Source organism: Arthrobacter sp. B0427-1-12, assembly GCF_059092905.1.
The window spans coordinates 121917-139772 of sequence record NZ_JBNHIC010000003.1; the positions used below are offsets into that span (position 1 = coordinate 121917).

Genomic DNA, 17856 nt, shown 5'->3' on the forward strand with positions numbered 1-17856 from the left:
TGATGCTTGGTGGAATACAGTGAGTCTATGGCGGATCACGGACATTACCCGGAATATTGGGAAGCCGACGTCGTGTTGCGCGACGGAGCGACGGCCCATCTGCGGCCGATCATGCCCGCGGACGCGGAGGCGATGCAGACCTTCCACATGTCCCAGTCCCAGAGCTCCATCTACCTGCGGTTCTTCACCTACAAGGCCAAACTGTCGGCCAAGGAGCTGGAGCGGTTCACGACGATGGACCATATAAACCGCGTGGCCTTCGCAGTGACGAAGGGTCCGGAGATCATCGGCGTCGGACGGTACGACCGGCTCGATGAGCCGGCGGAGGCCGAGGTGGCCTTCAATATCGCCGACGAGCATCAGGGCCGCGGGGTGGGCTCCATCCTGTTGGAGCACCTGGCCGCCGCCGCCCGGGAAAACGGCATCCGGCGCTTCTCCGCGGAGGTGCTGCCGGAGAACCGGAAAATGCTCACGGTGTTTGCCGAAGCGGGCTACGAGGTGCAGCGCCGGTTCGACGACGGTGTCGTCGCGCTGGAGTTCGCCATTGACCCGACGGAGAAGTCCCGGGCGGTGATGGAAGCGCGGGAGCACCGCGCCGAGGCCCGCAGCGTCGCCGGCCTGCTGGCGCCGAAGTCGATCGCCGTCGTCGGGGCGAGCCGGGACTGGGGGACCATTGGCTACCAGCTGCTGGAACATGTGATCGAAGGCGGCTTCACCGGCCCGGTTTACGCGATCAACCCGGAAGCGTTCGAGCTGGCGGGGATGGTTTCCTATGCGCGGATCGCCGAGGTGCCGGAACCGGTGGACCTGGCCGTGATCGCCGTGCCGTATGACCAGGTGGCTGCCGTGGTCGAGGAATGCATCGCGGCCGGCGTGAAGGGACTGCTGGTGGTGACGGCGGGCTACGCGGACGACGGCGAACGCGGAGTCGCGCGCCAGCGTCACCTGGTGCGCCAAGCCAGGGCGAACGGGATGCGGGTCATCGGCCCCGCCTCGCTGGGCATCGCGAATACGAATCCCGCGGTGTCCCTCAACGCCTCCATGGCTCCGGAGATGCCGCGCCGCGGAGGGCTGGGCCTGTTCACCCAGTCCGCCGCGATGGGCGTGCTGCTGTACGCGGCTTCGAGCCGCCGGCGGCTGGGCATCTCCTCCTTCCTGTCCGCCGGCAACCGCGCGGATGTCTCCGGCAACGACGTCATGCAGTACTGGGAGGACGATCCGGACACCCATGCCGTGGGCCTCTACCTGGAATCCTTCGGCAATCCGCGCAAGTTTTCCCGGATCGCGCGCCGGCTCTCCCACAGCAAGCCGGTGATTGTGGCCAAGTCCGATGTCCTGGGCCTGCAGCTGCCGCCCGGCCACGTGGTCCGCACCACCCAGGCACCCCCCGGTGCGCTGGACGCCATGCTGCGGCAGTCCGGCGTCATCCGTGTTTCGACCAACGAGCAGCTGATGGACGTAGCCCAGATCGTGGCCAGCCAGCCGCTGCCCGGTGGCGCGTCAGTGGCCGTGTTCAGCAATTCCAAGGCATTGGGACGGATTGTTGCGGATGCGGCCACCGGCCACGGACTCGATGTCCGGCAGATTGTGGCGGATCTGGATCTCGACGCCGGCCCGTCGGTTGCCCTGCCTGTGCTGCGCCGCGGCCTGCTGGAAACACTGCAGTCGCCCGACGTACATTCGGCGGTGGTGGCGCTGCTGCCGGCGCATGGCCTGACCGTCGAGCGTATCGTCGGCTGCCTGCAGGAATGCGTCGAGCTGGCGGGCAAGCCCGTCGTGGCAGCTTTTACCGGCATTCTGGACCCAGCTATTGTGGCCGAGGGCCTGCTGGCCTCGACGGCGTCTGCAGCCGATGCCATTGCAGTGGACAACCGCCAGCCGGGGGTGCCCTGCTACAGCAGTCCGGGCACAGCGGTAGCCGCGCTGGCCGACGTCGTACGCTATGCCGCCTGGTCCCGGCGGGACCACGGTGTGTTCGTGGAGCCGGAGGGCATTGACACCGCGAAGGCGGCGGACCGGATCGACCAGCTGGTGGAACGGGTGCCCGGCGACAGGCTCCTGCGGCTCAGCGCCGAAGAAACCGCGGAACTGCTGGGTTTCTACGGCATCCGCGTCCTGCCATCGGTGCCCTTCGAATCGGCGGATGAGGCGGTCGCCGCGGCAGACCGGCTGGGGTGGCCCGTGGCCATTAAGACGACGGATGAACACCTGCGGCACCGGCTGGATATGGGGGGCGTGCGGCTGAGCATCCTGAACGCGGAGTCGCTGCAGCGCAACATCGAGCAGATGAAGCAGGTCCTGGCTCCGTTCGGAACCTTCGGACTGGAGGTGCAGTCGATGGCACCCTCCGGCCAGGCCTGCACGCTGCGGGCTATTGAGGATCCGCTGCTGGGCCCCGTACTGTCCTTCGGCCTGGCCGGCGATGCCGTGAACCTCCTGGATGACTGGGCGCACAGCATTCCGCCGTTGACGACGGTGGACGTGGCGGACCTGGTCCGCGCACCGCGTGCGGCCACCAAGCTTTTCGGCTACCAGGGCCTGCCGCCGGTTGACGTGGCCGCGCTGGAGGAACTCATTTCGCGGCTGGCCGTGATGAAGGACGAACATCCTGAAATCGCCCTCGTGGAATTTAATCCGGTCCTGGTGTCAACGTCCGGATTGAATATCCTCAGCGCCGATGTGCGGATCGGAAACCCCCGCCAGCGCACCGACAGCGCCCGCCGGGCCATGCGGGACTGAGGACACGGTTAGGATCAATCGTCGTTCGTGGGGGAAACTGGAACCATGATTCCCGCACAATCAGCCGAAAGCCGAAGCCTCGACAGCGATCTTCAACGGGCCGGGTTCTACCCGTGCCTCGTAGCGGATGTGGTCCACGATGCTTTGGACGGCAGGGAACCGTTGTCCCACCTGGTGCATCTGGAAACGCACATTGAGCGGACCGAGGTGCACCGCCACATCACCGTGCTGGTGCTGACGGAGGACATGCTGGTCATCACCCACGTCGATGACCAGCAGCTGGATGAGCAAGGCCACCAGGTGATGGCCCAGGTTTCGACCGAATCGGTGCCGGTCAGCCAGATCAGCTCCGTTGTGCTGAGCTACATGTTCGCCCAGCCGCAGAACTACAAGCCGTCCGACCAGGCCCGGGAGCTGACGCTGGCGATCGCCTGGTCCGGGGGCCAGCGACTGGACATGGGCCCGGCCAGCTGCGGTGATCCGCAGTGCGAGGCGGACCACGGCTACACCGGAACCATCGCGCAGGAGGACATTGTGCTGCGCGTCAGCGCCGAGGCGGACGGCATCAAGGCAGTGCAGAACGCCAAGTCCTTCGCGCATGCCCTCAGGAAGGTCAATACCGCGCCGCCGGCGGCCCACCGGGCACCGGAACCGGCCGGGGAACCCCGCCCGCGCCTGGCGAGCCTGGGATCGCGGTTCAACCGCGGACACCACCAGCGGTAGCCGATGAGCGATACCCCGGCAGCGGTACCCGGCTCAGCTACCGGTCATGCGGGCTTTGACACTGCGGGCTTCAGCACTGCGGACCTTGACCACATGGAACCCCTCCCGCCGGCGCCCGGTTATGGCCGCAACTCGGTCGCCGAGCTGCTGTCCAGCTGCGCTGCGGTCTTGGGCGTCGAGGGCTTCAGCAACGTCCTGCAGATTCCGGACGCAAAGCGCATCTGCGTCATCATGGTGGACGGCCTGGGCAAGGCGCTGCTGAAGCAGCGCGGCGGCCACGCGCCCTTCCTGCGGAAAGCGCTGGCCGGTTCGCGGACGCTCACCTCTGCCTTCCCATCGACGACGGCCGCCTCCCTGGCCAGCCTGGGTACCGGACTGCCGCCGGGGTCCCACGGGATGGTGGGGTACGACGTCGTCGACCCCGGCCAGGACAAGGTCGTCAACCTGCTCGGTGGCTGGGATCCGAACGTCGTCCCTGCCCGCTGGCAGCCGCATCCGACCGTCCTGGAACGCGTGGCGAAGGTGCTCCCGGTAGCCACCGTGAGCCTGCCGAAGTTCGCGGGCTCGGGTATGACGCAGGCAGCGCTTCGCGGTGGAACGTTTGTGCCGGCGTCGTCCGCCCACGCCCGCACCGCGGCGGCGGCGGAGCAGCTGGCCTCCAGTGACCGCATGCTGATGTACCTGTACTGGAACGAACTGGACAAAGCCGGCCACCGCTACGGCTGCCAGTCGGTGGAGTGGGGCCACGAACTGGAGGAACTGGACGGATCCCTTCGCCGCCTCAGCAGGCAGGTTCCCTCCGACACGCTGCTGCTGCTGACCGCGGACCACGGCATGCTGGACGTCCACGCGCGGCACCGGCTGGATTATTCAGCGTCGCCGGAGCTGGTGGCAGGGGTCCGGCATACCGCCGGAGAGCCGCGGATGGTCCACCTGTACTTCGAACCGGACGCCACCGAACGCCACCGGGGGCAGGTGCTGCAGGCCTGGCGCTCCGCCCATGGCAGGTATGCGTGGGTGATGACCCGCTCCGAAGCCATCGCAGCCGGCTATTTCGGAGCTGTCGATCCCGGGGTGCTGCCCAGGATCGGAGACGTCCTGGTCGCCGCCCGGGAACCGGTCGCCTTCTACGACACGCGGCGGGTTAATTCGTCGGCAATGTCCGTGGTGGGCCAACACGGCTCCCTCACGAAGGTGGAGCGTGAAGTTCCGCTGCTGCGGCTCGAAACAACGCCAGGCCCGGTTGGGCGGAAGAAGCAGACTGGAAAGGGGTCGCGTGGCTGAGCTGGTTTTCTTCTCCGGAACGATGGACAGCGGAAAATCCACCTTGGCCCTGCAACTTGACTACAACCACAGCGCCCGAGGGCGGGGCGGCATCCTCTTCAGCTGCAATGACCGTGCCGGCGGGAACATGATTTCCAGCCGGCTGGGCCTGCAGACCACTGCCGTCGAGGTGACCCCGGAAACCGATTTCTGGGACGAGGTTGTGCGCCGCCGCGCCAAGGGCGAGCGGGTGGACTATCTGATCTGCGACGAGGCCCAGTTCTACGCTCCGGAGCAAGTGGAGCAACTGGCACGGATTGTCGATGACATGGCAGTGGATGTCTTCGCATTCGGCATCACCTCGGATTTCCGCACCCGGTTGTTTCCCGGTTCCCAGCGGCTGATCGAACTTGCGGACCGAATCCAGGTGCTGCAGGTCGAAGCATTGTGCTGGTGCGGGCGCCGCGCCACGCACAATGCCCGGACCGTGGACGGGGTCATGGTCGTCCATGGCGAACAGGTAGTAGTGGGAGATGTGGAGCCGCGGAAGCCTGACGCCGTCGCTGAGGACGGCATGCCCGGTCAGGATGCGCTGCCGGTGGCGGGTCTGCAGGATCCGCAGACATCAGCGGAACCGGTGGTGGGCTACGAGACCCTGTGTCGCCGGCACCACATGCGGCGGGTCACGGCGCATCACGCCAACGGCCTGGGCTTTGACAGGCTGATGACCGGCCAGCAGACCCTGCCGTTCCATTTCGAGGTGTGCTCCGTGCCGCAGGGCCGCGGCAGCAGGAACGGGCAGACAGGAGACGCTGAGACAGTGAACGCTGACGGAGGGCAGCGCTGACGTTACTGCTGCCCCCAGGCGGCCGGGTCAGAACGGCGGCGGTGCTTCCGGGTCCGGCGGAGCCTGGTCCGTCCGGGGGTCGGGCGGCCTGTCCTGCGGCGCGCCGGGGGGGGTCCGGAGCCAGTCGGGCAGGGTGGTTTGCGGCGGGGGGTCGGGGGTGGTGTGGGTTTTGCCGGCCGCTGAGGTCCAGGTGATGGTGCCGGGGCGGGGCTGGCTGGGTTTCCATCTGGTTTTGTGTCCGGTGCGGTGGTGTTTGCGGCACGGGCTGCACAGGTTGTGGTGGCCGGTGGGTCCGCCGGCGGCCCAGGGGACGGTGTGGTCCAGGTCGCAGCGGAGGGCGGGGGCGCTGCAGCCGGGGAAGCGGCAGGTTTTGTCGCGGACGCGGTACCAGGTGCGCAGGTCGGCGGGAATTGTTGACGAGGGTGGCCGAGTCGCTCATCAGGGCCAGGGCGGTGTGTTCGGGGATGGTCAGGGCGGTGGCGATGTCGGTGGCGGCGACGGTTCCGGCCAACGGAGAGGCGCCGGCTTCGGGGATCCAGGTTTCGGTTTCGGCGACGGCGGTGATCCGGTCGATGACGCGGGCTTCCTGGGCGTCGAGCCAGGCCCGCAGCCGGGCCGGATCCTGCAGCGTGTCCACGGCGGAGGCGAGGTTCAGCAGCCCGGCCGGCACCATGGTCAGGGAACCGGCCGGCCCCGAGCGTGACACCGGGACCGGCTGGCCGGCGGTTTCGGCCGGCATGCTCCCGGCAGGCACGGACCCGGGCAGCGGCGATGAGCTGTGGATCATCGCCCCCTCACCGAACAGGTGCCTGTGCCTGAATGCCTTCCTGACAATCAGTCAGTCAGCCACCACTGACAAAATAAGACGCCGGCGTAAAAGCCGCGTTATCCCACCGCGTTCGGTCCAGAAGAAGCATTGAATGTTAGAACAAGATACTGAAGCCGCCTGCAAATGGGGCTGCGGCCATGCCAGTCAGGGCCAGCAGGATCAAGACAATATAAGAGACATTCGCCAATGTCCGATCGAAACGGCGACGTTTGCCGACGCACGTCTAGATGATGATTATCAGCGGAACGATCATCAGTCCGCCGAACACGATAGCAGGAAACACGCGGGCATCAGGTTGGGGGCAAGGAAAGGCCAGGGCGCAGAAAATGGGGACACTCTGGATTGCCCATAGCGCCAGCCATGTGGCCAGCGTGACTATTACTGCCGCGACACCTGCGACCCATCGATCACGACGGGATCTCACTTGGGGTTACCTGACGCCATTTGAACGAATGGACAGGTATCCCGACCTAGTCGCCCTTCTTGCCCAAGAGGATATCGTCCCAGCTGGGAACGCTTGAGCGCTTGGGTTTGAACTGCCGGCGCTCGTTCGGCTGGCTGGCTGGCGACTTGCCGTGCTGCTGGGTGCCGTCTGCTTTCGTGTTTTCGGGCCGGGGAGCGGATTCCGAAGCCCGGGCGGATGCGTCCGCGCCCGGTTCGGCAGATCCGGACTGGTCAACTCCGGCCTCGCTGGCATCGGTCTTGCCGGAATCTTCCGGCCCGGCGCTCGTCCCGGCCTCGTCTGTACCGGCATCTGTTGGCTGGTCATCCGCACGTGTTTCGCCGGTCTGCGGGCGGGCGATGATGGTGATCTCCCGCGTTGCCGTGCTGACGCCGTCGTGCAACTGTGGCAGTCCGTCAGGTTCTTTGCTCGCCTTGGAGGACGGCGCGAGGCTGAGGCCACCGAACTGCTGCTTGGCTGCGGGAGCCAGCCCGTCGCCGTCGTTCCCGATTCCGTCCAGGCCGTCGCGCGGGTGCGCTGCCGGAATGCTGCCCTTCGCGAGCATCGAGGCGAGGGCATCGTCACCGTCTTCGTCAGCACCCAGCCGCTGGCCTCGGCGGGACCGCAGCACGTCCAGCAAATTGTTGGAATCGATGTCCTCCGCCTTGTCCTGGGCCTGTGTCTCTTCCGGGGCAGCATCCGTTTCGAAGTCGAATACCCGGTCGGAGACCGCGGCCAGCCGGCGCGACGGCAACGGCCCATCCAACGGTTCCAGTTCGCTGAGGACCTGCGCCCACCGGTTGGCGTTGGTGACAGTCTTGCGGGTGGGGCTGAAGATCCACTTGGCAGGGGGTTCCTCCCCGACGTCCACCTTGGAATCCTGCACGAGTTCGAACCGTGCCACAACTTCCCACGAGCCGTCCGGACGGCGCCACGAATCCCATTCAACATTGGAAGCGTCGACGCCGAAGGCCTTGAGCCGGTGGGAAACCATCTCACCCAGGGTCGCAGGGTCGTCGCCGAAGGCCGAGCGGTAGCCATCATGGCCGGCAACGGGCCCGGTCACCTCGATCGTCCGGGCCTGATGTGCCATGTAATCGCGTTCGGCCATGACAGGTCCTTCGTAGCGAAGGATGTGGGCAATCTCCATGCCGGATTCGGCCGCGACTTCTTCCGCCGTGGCACCAGCGCGGATGCGGGCCTGGATATCCCGGGGGGCCAGTACCGTCTCGGGAGACTGCTTTGACTTCTGCTTCGAGGTGCGTGCAGAGGGTCTGACTGCGGTGCGCGAGGATGCGATCCTCAGGGCTTCGTCGATCCGGAGCCGGTAGGTTTCGCCGAAGTCTCCGCTCAACAGCAGATGTTCGCCATCATCATGGACACCCACCAGCCGTAGATCCTGCATGAAAATCCTCCACGAGACATTAATACCTGTGGACAACTGTGCCATTCTCCGGGAGGATTTCATATTCCATACGGTGGTGTGGCGCGGGAGTTCCAGATCACAGGGACCTGCGACGTGAGCGGTTATGCCGTTTTTCTGTTTCGGTTTGGATTTCGGAATGAAATCAGCAACAATTCCTGCGTTACGGGCACAAACCAGGCCCTTACAACGTTGTGTCTTGACGAATCAGCCGAATGCCAACGGCCTGGTTCCAGATACACGAACTGCACAAACCGGAGCGTGAGCAACTAACTATGGCGACTGACTATGATGCGCCGCGGAAGACAGAAGAAGAAATCAGCGAAGATTCCATCGAGGAGCTGAAGACCCGCCGCACGGACAAGCAGTCCGCCGTGGTGGACGAAGACGAGGCCGAGGCCGCCGAAGGTTTCGAGCTTCCCGGTGCGGATCTCTCCGGAGAAGAACTGCTGGTCAGGGTTCTTCCGGCCCAGGCCGACGAATTCACGTGTTCTTCCTGCTTCCTGGTGCGTCACCGCTCCCAGATTGCCAAGGAGAAGAACGGTCTGTTCTACTGCAAGGACTGCGAAGGCTAGATCCTTCTATAGACGGCGGCGCCAAACCTGGGCGGTTTCTCAAGGGGGCGGGTGGCTCGGCTCAAGCCGGTCCGCCGGCCCCTTGGTATTTAAACTCCCGGCATTCAGGCGCCGGGCCTAAAACCGGACCTATAAACCGGAACGACACGCAGTACAGCAAGCGGAACTACATTGGAGCAGGCACTGAACATGGCGGGACCGGCAAATCGGAAGGCAGCGGAGTCCACACGGGATGCCGCACGGACCCGTGAGGAGATTCTCCGCATCGCCTCCGAGGTATTTGCAGCCGACGGGTTTGCGGGCGCCCGGGTGGACGAAATCGCGGCACAGATGCGTACCACGAAGCGGATGATCTACTACTATTTCGGCTCAAAGGAGCAGCTGTATATCCAGATCCTGGAACGCGCCTACGCTGTCATCCGACTGGGGGAGCAGGATCTGGATTTTGGGCAGCTGGCTCCCATCGACGGGATCCGCAAGCTCGCCGAGTTCACCTATGACCACCACGTGAACCATCCGGAGTTCGTCCGGCTGGTTTCCATCGAGAACATCCACCGCGCGGAGTACATGATCCGGTCGGAAAAGCTCCGGGCACTCAATATGCCGGTTATCGCGCTGATTGAGGACATGCTCTCCCGCGGCCGGGCGGACGGGAGTTTCCACACGGACATGGATGCCACCGATGTGCACATGCTGATTAGTTCCTACTGTGTGTACCAGGTGGCCAACCGCTATACCTTCCGGACCCTTTTCGGCAGGGACCTGCTGGCCGAAGAGCTTCGGGACCACCACCGGGCCATTATCGGCAATGTGGTTGTTGCCACCCTGACGGCAGGGTCCGCCGTCGAAAGTACGGGGCGGCAGCTATGAGCGGTCGCCGGCCAGAGCAGCGACCAGCTTCTTCGGGTGCCGGGTGGATGTCAGCCAGTACGGAGTACGGTCCGCTTCATCGGTGATTTCGATGCGCACCACCGGCGAGATCCAGCCCCGGATGCACAGATAGGCGGTGGCGTTGAGTTGGGGGCCGCGCTGTTGGGTCGCGGCATCGCCTTCGAAGGCCTCCACACTGCCGACGAAGTGCCGTTCGATGGTGGCCCGCCCCACCTGCAGCGTGCTGTCTGTCACCGTGATCCGCGGTGTGGACAACACCAGCAGGACGGTCAGGATAATGGCCAGCACGACGGCGGCGATGTAACCGGCAGTGAGGTTAATCGGCGCAAAGACAAAGATCGCGGCCACGGACACACCGAGCACCACGATCCAGACCCAAGGGGCCGGCCAGAGCCGCTCCTGGTAGATCACGGACTCGGATTGGGTGGTAGGTGCCTCGTCTGCCATGGCATCAGCTTTTCACTTTTCAGCGGCCATTTCATCTTGGCGGGGCAGCCGGGCACGAATGCCTTGAACCGTTGCCCGAGGCGCTAGAGTGAGGGGCGGCAGTTGGGCCGAAGCGGCCCGAAGAACATGGATTCCGGAGGAATCGTGCAGGAAACAGAGCCCACGCTGACGGTCCAGTTGAAGATGCTCGACGACGGTCTTCCAGCTCCCAGCTATGCCCACCCGGGCGATGCCGGGGCGGATCTGCGCAGCCGCATTGACTTCCAACTGGGCCCGGGCGAACGGATCCTGGTCCCCACTGGGGTCTCGATCGCCCTGCCGGAGGGATTCGTCGCGCTGATCCATCCACGGTCCGGACTGGCCACCAAGCATGGACTGACCATCGTCAATGCGCCAGGCACGGTCGATGCCGGCTACCGCGGCGAAATCGCGGTCACCCTCCTGAATACGGACCGCACCGAAACCCTCAGCTTTAGCCGCGGCGATAGAATTGCCCAGATGGTGATCCAGCGCGTCGAGCGCGCCAGCTTCGTCCCCGTGGCGGAATTGTCGGACTCACTGCGCGGCACCGGAGGATTCGGTTCGACCGGCGGCTTCAGCACGGCGGCACGGTAAGGGACCACGGACGGAATTGCGGACGCCGGTAACGTATGCCGGCTGTCGACCGTTTCCTTTTCAAAGGAACCGGACAGATGTGAGGAGAGGATCCGATATGTTTTTTGGCCGCCGGAAGAAGAAGGATACGGACGCGCCGGAAAACGCTGCGGCGCCGGAAGGCACGGACGCGCAGGAAGACACTGCGGCCGGGACTGAACCGGCTGCGGAAGCAGTGCCGGGCAGCGACGAGCACCGCCGGGCCAATGGGCCTTTCGACGAGTCCGAAGTCGAGTCGGCGGAAGGGTACGTGGATCTGGGCGCCCTGCGCATCGCGCCCCGTGAAGGTCTTCAGCTGCGCCTGGAGGTCGAGGAACGGACCCAGCGGGTCGTAGCGGTGACTCTGGACCTGGCTGGCAACAGCCTCCAGCTTCAGGCCTTCGCGGCGCCCCGTTCAGAGGGCTTGTGGGAGGACATCCGGGGCCAGATCGGCACCTCGGTCGGTTCCCAGGGCGGTACGGTCGAAGAGATCCAGGGCAGCTTCGGAACGGAGGTCGTGGCGAAGCTTCCCGCGCAGGCAGCCGACGGCTCCAAGGGCTACCGCGTGGCGCGCTTCGTCGGAGTTGACGGGCCGCGCTGGTTCCTGCGCGGGGTGTTCGGCGGAACCGCCGCCCTGGACCGTGACGCAGCGAAGGACCTTGAAGCATTGTTCCGCAAAGTCGTCGTGGTCCGCGGAGAACAGCCGTTGCCGCCTCGCGATTTGCTCCAGCTGCGGCTGCCGAAGGACGCCCAGCCCACCCCGGGTGCGGCAGCGAAGCCTGCGCTGGATGTGGATCGGCTCAAGCGCGGTCCGGAAGTAACCCACATTGGCTAGCACTGCGACGCATACAGCGACGGCTACCGCCACGCCGACCGGGGCATTGCCCGCCGTCGCGGTGCCGTCCATCTCCAGGCTGCCGGTCCGGGGCCGGGCTCGGGCCCAGGGCTATATCGATGCCGTCACCATCCTGCCCGCGGGGGCGTCACCCCGGTTTACCGCCATCGTGACGGACGCGGACAAGTACGCTCGTCCGCACCCGGACGCTGCGTCGCGGACGACTGATCAACGAGGCAAGGCCGGCCGTTCCAACAGCGGACGCGGGACTACCCCACGCGGGGACGACCGGGTCCGCCTGGTCTGGCTGGGCCAGCGGCAGGTGAAGGGGATCAATGCCGGCACCCAGCTCAGGTTCGAGGGCATGGTCAGCCGCGTCGATGGTCTGCCAACAATCTACAATCCCCGTTACGAGATCATTAGCCAACAGGAGGCGTAAGTGAGCCAGCCGGCGGAAGAACGGGATTCCGGGTCCCAGCACCCGGACGCATCGGAGCCCTCGGCTGCTTCAGGGCAGGCGCATGCAGTTGAGCCTTCGGCTGCCGCAGATTTGGCGCGGGACTACGCGGCCAAGGCCGGCCTGGAACGGCGCGATGACGGGCAGATCGATGTGCTGAAGTCCGTTGGCGGCATACGCGGCCTCGCCGAGGGTATCCTGCCCGGTCTTGTCTTCCTGGTCGTCTTCACTGTGTCAGCACAGCTGCAGGCGGCGCTAATTGCGTCCCTGGCAGTCGCCGCGGTGTTCACGATTGTCCGTTTGGTCCAGCGCACTCCGGTCACTCAGGCCCTGTCCGGCCTGGTGGGCGTCGGAATCTGTGCGTGGGTGGCCAACACCACCGGCCGGGCCGAGGATTTCTACGTCTGGGGATTCGTCACCAATTCTGCGTACATCGCAGCAATGCTGATTTCCCTCGCGATCAAATGGCCGCTGGCCGGGGTGGCCTTCGGCTTCATCCGGGGCGAGGGCGTCCACTGGCGCAGGGACCGGGCGCGGCGGCGGGTGTACAACATCGCCACCTGGATCATCATTACAGTCCTGGCGCTGCGGCTGGTGGTCCAGGTCCCGCTGTACTTGATGGGCGAATCCGGTCTGGTGGCGCTCGGGACAACCCGCCTGCTGATGGGCGTCCCGCTGTACGCGCTGGGCCTGTGGGTGGCCTGGCTGGTGTCGCGGCCCGCCGGGATCATCCGTGCCGAGGCCCAGAAGAACGCGGGCGTCTAGAAAATCGCGGCGCACCAGTACGACGCCCGTGCTACCGCCGCGATTAATCGCTGCTATTAATCGCTGGCATTAATCGCCGCGCGGGCGGGCAGCGAGCACCTTCCGGAGCTCGTCCTCGGCCGGGATGGTCGTGATGAAGAACAGCTCGTCGCCGGCCTCGATGACGTCGTCCCGGCTGGGGGTGATCGGCACGTCGTCGCGCAGGATCGCGACGACCGTGGCATCCGTGGGCCAGTCGATGGCGCCGAGCGTGGTTCCGATCAGTTCCGAATCCTGCGGGACCGTGAACTCCACCATCGAGGCCACCCCGGTCTGCAGGGTGAGCAGGCGCACCAGGTCACCGATCTCCACGGCTTCCTCCACCAGCGCCGTCATCAGCCGCGGCGTGTTGACAGCGACGTCGACGCCCCAGGAATCGTCGAACATCCAGTCGTTCTTCGGGTTGTTGACCCGCCCGACCGTGCGCCCGACACCGAACTCGCTTTTCGCCAGGAGGGACACCACCAGGTTGACCTTGTCGTCGCCGGTGGCGGAGACCACCACGTCGGCTTCCTCCAGCCTGGCGTCCTTGAGGGTCGTCAGTTCGCAGGCATCGCCGATCAACCAACGCGCGCCCTTGAGCCCGCTGCGGCCGATGACCTCCGGTTTCTGGTCGATCAGCAGGATTTCATGGTTGTGGGCCAGCAATTCCCTGGCAATCGATGAGCCCACGCTGCCTGCGCCGGCGATTACTACTCTCATTCCGACTCCTTGACCGGGGGCTTGGAGGCGACCCGGCTGATCTCATCCGCGTCGGCCACGGCCATCATGGCGTGGACGACGTCGCCCTGCTGGAAGCTCATGTCGGCGGCCGGCAGGATGCCCTCGCCGAACCGCGTCAGGTAGGCGATCCTGGTCCCGGTGGCCTTCTCGATCTCCCGCAGGGAATGGCCAACCCATTCCTCATGCAGTGCCAGCTCGCCCAGGATCAGCCGGCCGGAGGATTCCCGGAAGTCCCCGCTGATGCTTTGTTCGGGCAGGATCCGGCGCAGCACCTGGTCCGCGCTCCAGCGGACCGCGGCCACGGTGGGGATGCCCAGCCGCTGGTAGATTTCCGCCCTGCCGGGGTCATAGATCCGCGCGACGACGTGCGGGACATGGAACGTTTCGCGTGCCACCCGGGTGGCCAGGATGTTGGAATTGTCGCCGCTGGAGACGGCGGCGAAGGCGTATGCGTTCTCGATATCGGCGTTCTTCAGCGTGTCCCGGTCGAAGCCGATCCCGGTCACCTTCCGGCCGGAGAACGTGCTGCGCAGGCGCCGAAAAGCCCGGTCGTCCTGGTCGATAACGGCCACCGAATGGCCGGCGTCGTCGAGAGTATGCGCGAGGGTCACGCCCACACGGCCGCACCCCATGATCACGAAGTGTGCCACATGCGCTCCTGTTCCTGTGTTCACTGCGGTTGTCCCGCGGCGGTATTCCGCCCCGTCGTCATTATGTTCCGCCGACGAACGCTTCGCCAACAGCGCGGCCCCCGGGCTGCGCCGCTATGACAATCCAGGGCATTGGGACTAGCGTTGAGGGCTGTGCTGACTTTCCTGGACGCCGTGAAGCGGATTCTGGTGGGCAGGCCCTTCCGCAGTGAGCGGCTGAGGGAGACGCGGCTGCCCAAGCGTCTGGCCCTTCCGGTGTTTGCGTCGGACGCCCTGTCCTCGATGGCCTATGCGCCGGATGAAATTCTCCTGACGCTGGCGCTGGCCGGGGTCGCCGCCGTGACCGTTTCCCCCTGGGTGGGAGTCGGCGTCATGGTGGTGCTGCTGACCGTCGTTGCGTCCTACCGGCAGAATGTCTACGCCTACCCTTCGGGAGGCGGCGACTACGAGATCGCTGGCACCAATTTGGGCCGGCGGGCAGGCGTCACCGTGGCGTCCGCGCTGATGATGGACTACGTGCTGACGGTCGCCGTATCGCTTGCCTCCGCCTCGCAGTACCTGGTCTCCACCTTCCCCGTGCTCCACGGCGGCCAGACGCTGGCCGCGTCGGTCGGCGTCGTCATCCTGGCGGTGGTCAACCTGCGTGGCATCCGGCAGGCCGGACGTGCCGCGGCGGTGCCGGCCTATATCTTCATGGCTGCGATCCTGGGGATGTGCCTGGTGGGAATCGTCCAGAGCCTGACGGGCACGCTCCGGCAGGCACCCAGTGCGGACTTCGAGATCCTCCCGGAGGCGGGACTCGACGCCGGCCTGGTGGGTCTGGCCGGCGCATTCCTTATCCTCCGCGCCTTCTCCTCGGGGGCCGTGGCACTGACCGGCGTGGAGGCGATCAGCAACGGCGTGCCGAACTTCCGCAAGCCCAAGAGCAAAAATGCGGCCACGACACTGCTCCTGCTCGGGGTAATCGCCGCCAGCATGCTGGCGGGGTTGCTGTACCTGGCGTCCGCCACACAGCTCCACGTGGTGCAGGACCCCCAGGCGCAGCTGCGGCTGGACGGCCGCCCGGTCCCGGAGGACTACATCCAGCATCCGGTGGTCAGCCAGCTGGCGGAAACTATCTTCCGCACCGATTCGGTCTTCTTCTACATCATCGTTGCCGCCACCGGCGTGATCCTGATGCTGGCTGCCAACACCGCCTTCAACGGGTTCCCGGTACTGGCCTCGGTGCTGGCCCGGGACGGTTTCCTGCCCCGGCAGCTGCGCACGCGCGGCGACCGCCTGACCTACAGCAACGGTGTCCTGCTGCTGGCCGCGGCCGCCCTGGTGCTGATCATCGCCTTCAACGCCGACGTGACCAGGCTCATCCAGCTCTACATCGTCGGGGTCTTCATTGCCTTCACGGCGAGCCAGCTGGGGATGATCCGGCACTGGAGCCGGGAACTGGTGCGGACCGTCGACCGCGGACGCCGCCGCCGGATCCTCAAGTCCCGGGCGGTGAATATCTTCGGCTTCGGTATGACCGCCCTGGTGCTGCTCATTGTCACGGTGACCAAATTCGCCAACGGTGCCTGGATCACGCTGCTGGCCATCGCCCTGCTGTACGCGGTGATGACCAGCATCAGGACGCACTACGTGAATGTGGCCAAGGAACTCGAACTCGGCCAGGACACCTCCGCCCGCGCCCTGCCCTCCCGTGTCCATGCGATCATTCTGGTGTCCCACCTGCGCAAGCCAGTGCTGCGGGCCCTGGCCTTCGCCCGGGCGTCCCGCCCGTCGAAGCTGGATGCGGTGATCGTGGACATCGACCCGGAAGAGACCAAACAGACCCTGGCAGACTGGGAGAAGTACGAGATCCCGGTTCCCATCACCGTCCTCGCCTCGCCGTACCGGGAAACCATCACGCCGATCATGGACTACATCAAGAACATCCGGCGCGATTCCCCGCGGGACTTGATTGTGGTGTATATCCCCGAATATGTGGTCGGCAAGTGGTGGGAGCAACTGGTGCATAACCAGACGGCGCTGCGCATCAAGACCAGGCTGCATTTTGAACCGGGCGTCATGGTGGCCAGCGTGCCGTGGCAGCTCGCCTCCTCCGAAGCGGCCAGAAAGTACCAGGACCTGAGATGAACGATCTGATCGAGCTGACCGTCGGACCCGTGGCCCACGGCGGCCACTGCGTGGCCCGCCACGAAGGGCGGGTGATCTTCGTGCGGCACACGCTGCCGGGCGAGGTGGTGCGGGTTCGCCTGACGGATTACGACGCCGGTGCCAAGTTCTGGCGCGGCGATGCGGTCCAGGTGGTGGAGGCTTCACCCGACCGCGTGCCGCATCCCTGGCCGCTGGCCGATGCCCTGCTGGCCGATGCGGCCGGCAGCCAGGCGGTGGGCGGTGCGGAATTCGGACATATCGCCCTGCCGGTGCAACGCCGGCTCAAGGCCGCTGTCTTTGCCGAGCAGCTGAGGCGGATCGCCGGTGTGGACCGCGACGTAACGGTCGAGGCCACGCCGGCGGAGGCACCCGACGGGCTGGCGTGGCGCACCCGGGTGAGCTTCGACGTCGACGGCGCCGGCCGGCTGGGCATGCACGCCCACCGCTCAAACCGGCTAATCGCCGTCGAAGACATGCCGCTGGCCGTTGCGGGGATCAACGCGCTGCGGCTGTGGGAACTCGACTTCGCCGGCATGGAGCGGGTCGAGGTGGCCGCACCGGCGAACGGTTCCGCCCCGCTGGTGCTGCTGATTCCGCCGGAGGACGCGGAGCCCAAACCGACGGCCGCCCGGGCCGCGGCCATCGCCCGCAGCCTGCCACAGCCGGCGTCGGTCGCCCTATGGCGCCCCGCGGAGCGGACGCTGGAGCGGCTGCGCGGACGGACCTGGGTGGCGGAGAGCGCCCTCGGACACGACTACCGGGTGACCGGCGAGGGATTCTGGCAGATCCACCGCGAAGCACCCGACGTGCTTGGCGGTGCGGTGCTGGCCGGGGTGCGTCCGGAACGGGGGGAGAAAGTGGCGGACCTTTATGCCGGTGCCGGGCTGTTCACCGCCCCGCTGGCAGCAGCCGTCGGACCAGCCGGCAGCGTGCTCTCGGTCGAAGGCTCCCCGGGGACCAGCCGCGACGCGCGCAAGAACCTGCACTCGCAGCCGCAGGTGGAGATCATCCAAGGCCGGGTCGACCGGGTACTGCAGTGGCGCGCGGAAGGCTTCGACGCCGTCGTGCTTGATCCGCCGCGGATCGGCGCGGGCAAGGCGGTGGTCCGGCAACTGGCCGGAGCGGCCCGCCGCGCCGTCGGCTATGTCTCCTGCGATCCCGCGTCCTTCGCCCGGGACCTGGGCTACTTCCTGGCCGAGGGGTGGCGGCTCGAGGACCTGCGGGTGTTCGATCTGTATCCGCACACCCACCACATGGAGTCCTTCGCGCTGCTGGTGCCGGACAAAGTGTGACAGCCAGAGCGTGACAGGCTGGGGACTAGGATGGGAGCAGTGATAGGCGGATTTCCACCGGTTTATGCCGGCTCCAGGCCGGATTCCGGTATCCGTCATGTAGCCGTGAATTAGGAGAACCTAACTAGCGGG

Annotated in this window: 17 protein-coding genes; 13 read left to right on the forward strand and 4 right to left on the reverse strand. The window is 66.1% G+C overall.

Annotated elements, in window-relative coordinates:
• Window positions 1–27: 27 nt before the first annotated feature.
• The 5 genes from AC5RWU_RS03940 (at window position 28) to AC5RWU_RS03960 (ending at window position 6753) form a co-directional block, all read left to right on the forward strand.
• A complete protein-coding gene (locus AC5RWU_RS03940; protein WP_494029352.1) occupies window positions 28–2739 on the forward strand; it encodes a bifunctional acetate--CoA ligase family protein/GNAT family N-acetyltransferase in 2712 nt (903 codons plus the stop codon).
• Between the two features lie 45 nt (window positions 2740–2784).
• Entirely contained in the window at window positions 2785–3462 is a 678-nt protein-coding gene (locus AC5RWU_RS03945) for a DUF5998 family protein (protein WP_494029351.1), read from the forward strand.
• A 93-nt stretch (window positions 3463–3555) separates the two neighbouring features.
• Entirely contained in the window at window positions 3556–4746 is a 1191-nt protein-coding gene (locus tag AC5RWU_RS03950; RefSeq protein ID WP_494029455.1) for an alkaline phosphatase family protein, read from the forward strand.
• Entirely contained in the window at window positions 4739–5572 is an 834-nt protein-coding gene (locus tag AC5RWU_RS03955) for a thymidine kinase (protein WP_494029350.1), read from the forward strand. Before AC5RWU_RS03950 ends, AC5RWU_RS03955 begins: the two co-directional genes overlap by 8 nt.
• Window positions 5573–6492: 920 nt before the next feature.
• Window positions 6493–6753, forward strand: coding sequence for a hypothetical protein (locus tag AC5RWU_RS03960; protein WP_494036907.1), 261 nt, complete (start codon window positions 6493–6495; stop codon window positions 6751–6753).
• A gap of 118 nt (window positions 6754–6871) precedes the next feature.
• On the opposite strand, the gene sepH is transcribed toward AC5RWU_RS03960, so the two are convergent.
• On the reverse strand, window positions 6872–8248 hold the full coding sequence (gene sepH / locus AC5RWU_RS03965; RefSeq protein WP_494029348.1) for a septation protein SepH: 1377 nt from the start codon (window positions 8246–8248) through the stop codon (window positions 6872–6874).
• Between the two features lie 293 nt (window positions 8249–8541).
• Here sepH and AC5RWU_RS03970 point away from each other — a divergent pair, with 293 nt between their 5' ends.
• Window positions 8542–8841, forward strand: a complete 300-nt coding sequence (locus AC5RWU_RS03970) for a DUF4193 domain-containing protein (protein ID WP_494029347.1) — start codon at window positions 8542–8544, stop codon at window positions 8839–8841.
• A gap of 189 nt (window positions 8842–9030) precedes the next feature.
• Window positions 9031–9711 carry a TetR family transcriptional regulator gene (locus AC5RWU_RS03975; RefSeq protein ID WP_494029346.1) on the forward strand — a complete coding sequence of 227 codons (681 nt, stop codon included), beginning with the start codon at window positions 9031–9033 and terminating at the stop codon, window positions 9709–9711.
• Here AC5RWU_RS03975 and AC5RWU_RS03980 read toward each other — a convergent pair.
• On the reverse strand, window positions 9706–10179 hold the full coding sequence (locus AC5RWU_RS03980; protein ID WP_494029345.1) for a DUF3093 domain-containing protein: 474 nt from the start codon (window positions 10177–10179) through the stop codon (window positions 9706–9708). The two genes, AC5RWU_RS03975 and AC5RWU_RS03980, sit on opposite strands and share 6 nt — an antisense overlap.
• A gap of 144 nt (window positions 10180–10323) precedes the next feature.
• Here AC5RWU_RS03980 and dut point away from each other — a divergent pair, with 144 nt between their 5' ends.
• The 4 genes from dut to AC5RWU_RS04000 all read left to right on the forward strand — a co-directional run bounded on the left by dut (window position 10324) and on the right by AC5RWU_RS04000 (window position 12869).
• Complete coding sequence (gene dut / locus AC5RWU_RS03985) at window positions 10324–10794, forward strand: dUTP diphosphatase (RefSeq protein WP_494029344.1); 471 nt, start codon at window positions 10324–10326, stop codon at window positions 10792–10794.
• A gap of 97 nt (window positions 10795–10891) precedes the next feature.
• Entirely contained in the window at window positions 10892–11647 is a 756-nt protein-coding gene (locus AC5RWU_RS03990; RefSeq protein WP_494029343.1) for a DUF3710 domain-containing protein, read from the forward strand.
• Window positions 11640–12086: a single stranded DNA-binding domain-containing protein gene (locus AC5RWU_RS03995; RefSeq protein ID WP_494029342.1), complete on the forward strand. Its 447-nt coding sequence runs from the start codon at window positions 11640–11642 to the stop codon at window positions 12084–12086. Before AC5RWU_RS03990 ends, AC5RWU_RS03995 begins: the two co-directional genes overlap by 8 nt.
• Complete coding sequence (locus AC5RWU_RS04000) at window positions 12087–12869, forward strand: DUF3159 domain-containing protein (RefSeq protein WP_494029341.1); 783 nt, start codon at window positions 12087–12089, stop codon at window positions 12867–12869. It begins immediately after the preceding gene.
• Window positions 12870–12938: 69 nt separating this feature from the next.
• On the opposite strand, the gene AC5RWU_RS04005 is transcribed toward AC5RWU_RS04000, so the two are convergent.
• Window positions 12939–13610 carry a potassium channel family protein gene (locus tag AC5RWU_RS04005; RefSeq protein ID WP_494029340.1) on the reverse strand — a complete coding sequence of 224 codons (672 nt, stop codon included), beginning with the start codon at window positions 13608–13610 and terminating at the stop codon, window positions 12939–12941.
• Window positions 13607–14281, reverse strand: a complete 675-nt coding sequence (locus AC5RWU_RS04010) for a potassium channel family protein (protein ID WP_494029339.1) — start codon at window positions 14279–14281, stop codon at window positions 13607–13609. The genes AC5RWU_RS04005 and AC5RWU_RS04010 overlap by 4 nt, the downstream gene beginning before the upstream one ends.
• A gap of 153 nt (window positions 14282–14434) precedes the next feature.
• On the opposite strand from AC5RWU_RS04010, the gene AC5RWU_RS04015 reads away from it, so the two are divergent.
• Complete coding sequence (locus AC5RWU_RS04015; RefSeq protein ID WP_494029338.1) at window positions 14435–16411, forward strand: APC family permease; 1977 nt, start codon at window positions 14435–14437, stop codon at window positions 16409–16411.
• The gene (locus AC5RWU_RS04020; RefSeq protein WP_494029337.1) at window positions 16408–17724 is read left to right on the forward strand and encodes a class I SAM-dependent RNA methyltransferase; all 1317 of its coding nucleotides are present in this window, start codon (window positions 16408–16410) and stop codon (window positions 17722–17724) included. The genes AC5RWU_RS04015 and AC5RWU_RS04020 overlap by 4 nt, the downstream gene beginning before the upstream one ends.
• The last annotated feature ends 132 nt before the right edge of the window (window positions 17725–17856 follow it).

Bases quoted from the DNA above. Each gene is read 5' to 3' on its own strand.
- AC5RWU_RS03970 (WP_494029347.1), top strand. From the start codon at position 8,542: ATGGCGACTGACTATGATGCGCCGCGGAAGACAGAAGAAGAAATCAGC.
- AC5RWU_RS03960 (WP_494036907.1), top strand. From the start codon at position 6,493: ATGTTAGAACAAGATACTGAAGCCGCCTGCAAATGGGGCTGCGGCCAT.
- AC5RWU_RS04020 (WP_494029337.1), top strand. From the start codon at position 16,408: ATGAACGATCTGATCGAGCTGACCGTCGGACCCGTGGCCCACGGCGGC.
- AC5RWU_RS03940 (WP_494029352.1), top strand. From the start codon at position 28: ATGGCGGATCACGGACATTACCCGGAATATTGGGAAGCCGACGTCGTG.
- AC5RWU_RS03980 (WP_494029345.1), bottom strand. From the start codon at position 10,179: ATGGCAGACGAGGCACCTACCACCCAATCCGAGTCCGTGATCTACCAG.
- AC5RWU_RS03945 (WP_494029351.1), top strand. From the start codon at position 2,785: ATGATTCCCGCACAATCAGCCGAAAGCCGAAGCCTCGACAGCGATCTT.
- AC5RWU_RS03990 (WP_494029343.1), top strand. From the start codon at position 10,892: ATGTTTTTTGGCCGCCGGAAGAAGAAGGATACGGACGCGCCGGAAAAC.
- AC5RWU_RS03975 (WP_494029346.1), top strand. From the start codon at position 9,031: ATGGCGGGACCGGCAAATCGGAAGGCAGCGGAGTCCACACGGGATGCC.
- AC5RWU_RS04005 (WP_494029340.1), bottom strand. From the start codon at position 13,610: ATGAGAGTAGTAATCGCCGGCGCAGGCAGCGTGGGCTCATCGATTGCC.
- sepH (WP_494029348.1), bottom strand. From the start codon at position 8,248: ATGCAGGATCTACGGCTGGTGGGTGTCCATGATGATGGCGAACATCTG.
- AC5RWU_RS03950 (WP_494029455.1), top strand. From the start codon at position 3,556: ATGGAACCCCTCCCGCCGGCGCCCGGTTATGGCCGCAACTCGGTCGCC.